At 33.0% G+C, this 2,373-nt stretch carries 2 protein-coding genes; both read left to right on the forward strand.

Going from position 1 to position 2,373, the window contains the following annotated elements:
* The first annotated feature begins 226 nt into the window (after positions 1-226).
* On the forward strand, positions 227-1,186 hold the full coding sequence (locus DT250_RS31390; protein WP_088061498.1) for an alpha/beta hydrolase: 960 nt from the start codon (positions 227-229) through the stop codon (positions 1,184-1,186).
* A gap of 184 nt (positions 1,187-1,370) precedes the next feature.
* Positions 1,371-2,102 (forward strand): DsbA family oxidoreductase, encoded by a 732-nt coding sequence (locus DT250_RS31395; protein ID WP_106383667.1) that lies wholly within the window; start codon positions 1,371-1,373, stop codon positions 2,100-2,102.
* The last annotated feature ends 271 nt before the right edge of the window (positions 2,103-2,373 follow it).

Here is a 2,373-nt window from a genome sequence, read left to right on the forward strand (position 1 = left end):
AGAATGACTCGTCTTTTTTGTGTTTTAAACTTCTTATCAGCTTCAAGTAAGTAATCCGTATTCTTTTGATCCCCTCATATTCATTTTCTTTCATCATTTTTGATGTGTAGTTTAAGATTTTCTATTCTATTTTTTGTAGAAGCAATCTATCGGTGTGTTAAAATAGTACAGTTGTTTTTCGAGGTACTTTAATATAGGAAGATTTAAATTTTTTTAAGGAGATAATATGAAAAAGATAGGTGTAATTACTATAGTAGCTTTAGTCCTTCTAGCAATTACTTATATGTTAGTCGGGAATTATTTTTATAATTATGCGTTGAATGCGAAACAAGAGAAAGAGTTTTTAGAGGATAATCCTCACTTAGTAGAAACTGTGAATGCATCGGGAGGTGTGTTCGCTACAAATGAAGAAAAGGATGCGAACTTTGTATCAAATCATAAACCTAATACACGAAACATAAATTCTTTCGATAAGTTGAAATTAACAGGTTATGAATATATGAATGAACAATCTAGTCATAAATGGGCAATTGTAGTTCATGGATATGATAGTAGGGCATCGAAAATGACGAAATATATCCGGAACTTTTATGAACAAGGATATAACGTCATAGCGCCAGACCTTCGTGGGCATGGAAATAGTGAAGGTGATTATATAGGGATGGGCTGGCATGATCGTAAAGATATTTTGATTTGGATTCAACAAATTGTAAAGAAAGACCCTAATGCTGAAATAGCACTCTTTGGTGTTTCAATGGGGGGAGCAACTGTAATGATGACTTCAGGTGAAGAGTTACCTTCTAACGTTAAAGTTATTATTGAAGATTGTGGATACTCAACTGTTATTGATGAATTTACGTATCAACTAAAAGATCTATTCCATTTGCCAAAGTTTCCTGTTATGAATGCGGCAAATACAGTTACAAAATTAAGAGCTGGATATGATTTAGAAGAAGCTTCAGCTATAAAACAAGTGGCGAAAAGTAAAACACCTATGCTATTTATTCATGGGGATGCTGATACATTTGTTCCTTATGAAATGTTAGATGAAGTATATAATGCTGCAAAAGTAGAAAAAGAGAAATTAATTGTTCCAGGTGCTGGACATGGAGAAGCCGAGAAGGTAGATTCGAATAAATATTGGAATACCGTATGGAAGTTCGTGGGGAGATACATTCCAGCGTAATTAGATTGTTTTAGATTTGTATATACGATAATCAGAAGGAAAGGTTTTTATACTTTTGATTATCGTTTTTTCTATTTAAAAACTTATTTTAGTTTGTAGTATATAAGGTTTGAAGCATAAATTTTTGAATTCCTTATTGCCGGTGCTACAATAATTGAAAACTACATGTTAATGAGGTGTTTCTATGAAAATTGAAGTATGGTCAGATTTTGTATGCCCATTTTGTTATATTGGGAAACGTAGATTAGAAATGGCTTTAGAGCAATTTCCGCATAAGAAGGATGTTGAAGTGGAGTTTAAAAGTTTTGAATTAGACCAAAATGCTCCAATCTATTCTGGAACAAGTATTAATGAAGTACTTGCATCAAAGTACGGGATTAGTATTGAAGAAGCTAAGCGTAATAATGTACAACTAGGAAATCATGCAGCTAGTATGGATTTAAATTTTAATTTTGAAGAGATGAAGCCGACGAACACTTTTGATGCGCATCGTCTAGCTAAATTTGCAAAGGATCAAGGGAAAGAAAAAGAGATTACGGAAAATCTACTTTTTGCATATTTCACTGAATCGAGAAATTTAAGTGATGTGGATACGCTTGCTACTATTGCTGAAGCTTCAGGTTTAGATAAGCAAGAAGCTTTACGTGTTATTAATGATAAAGGTGCATATGCAAATGATGTTAGAATTGATGAATCGATTGCTCAGCAATATCAAATTTCAGGAGTACCTTATTTTATTATTAATCAAAAGTATGCTATTTCAGGTGCGCAACCACTCGAAACTTTTGTCGGTGCACTTCAACAAGTGTGGGAAGAAGAGAATCCTGCACCTAAGTTACAAGAGCTTTCTTCAGAGGGTGGAAGCGATATGTCTTGTACGGATGAAAGTTGTTCGATACCTTCAAAAGAACAATAGTTTTTATGAAGGAATAGCAACCCATAGAGTATTTTATGGGTTGCTTATCTATTCTTATAGAAGAGGTATATAAATACATAATTTAATAACGTAAATAGGATTTATAAAAAATGAAGTTTTTTTATAAAAACATATTGACGGTTGTATCTTAGAGGTGTAATATAGAACAAGTCGCCGATGCAATAACGCAGAACGCGGTAAACAAAATAAAAAACTTAGTTGACATTAACTAATGAAGATGTTAACATAAGGGAGTCGCAAATGAGCGACC

Source organism: Bacillus sp. AR2-1 (assembly GCF_008368755.1).
In the GTDB taxonomy this organism is placed as follows: domain Bacteria; phylum Bacillota; class Bacilli; order Bacillales; family Bacillaceae_G; genus Bacillus_A; species Bacillus_A wiedmannii.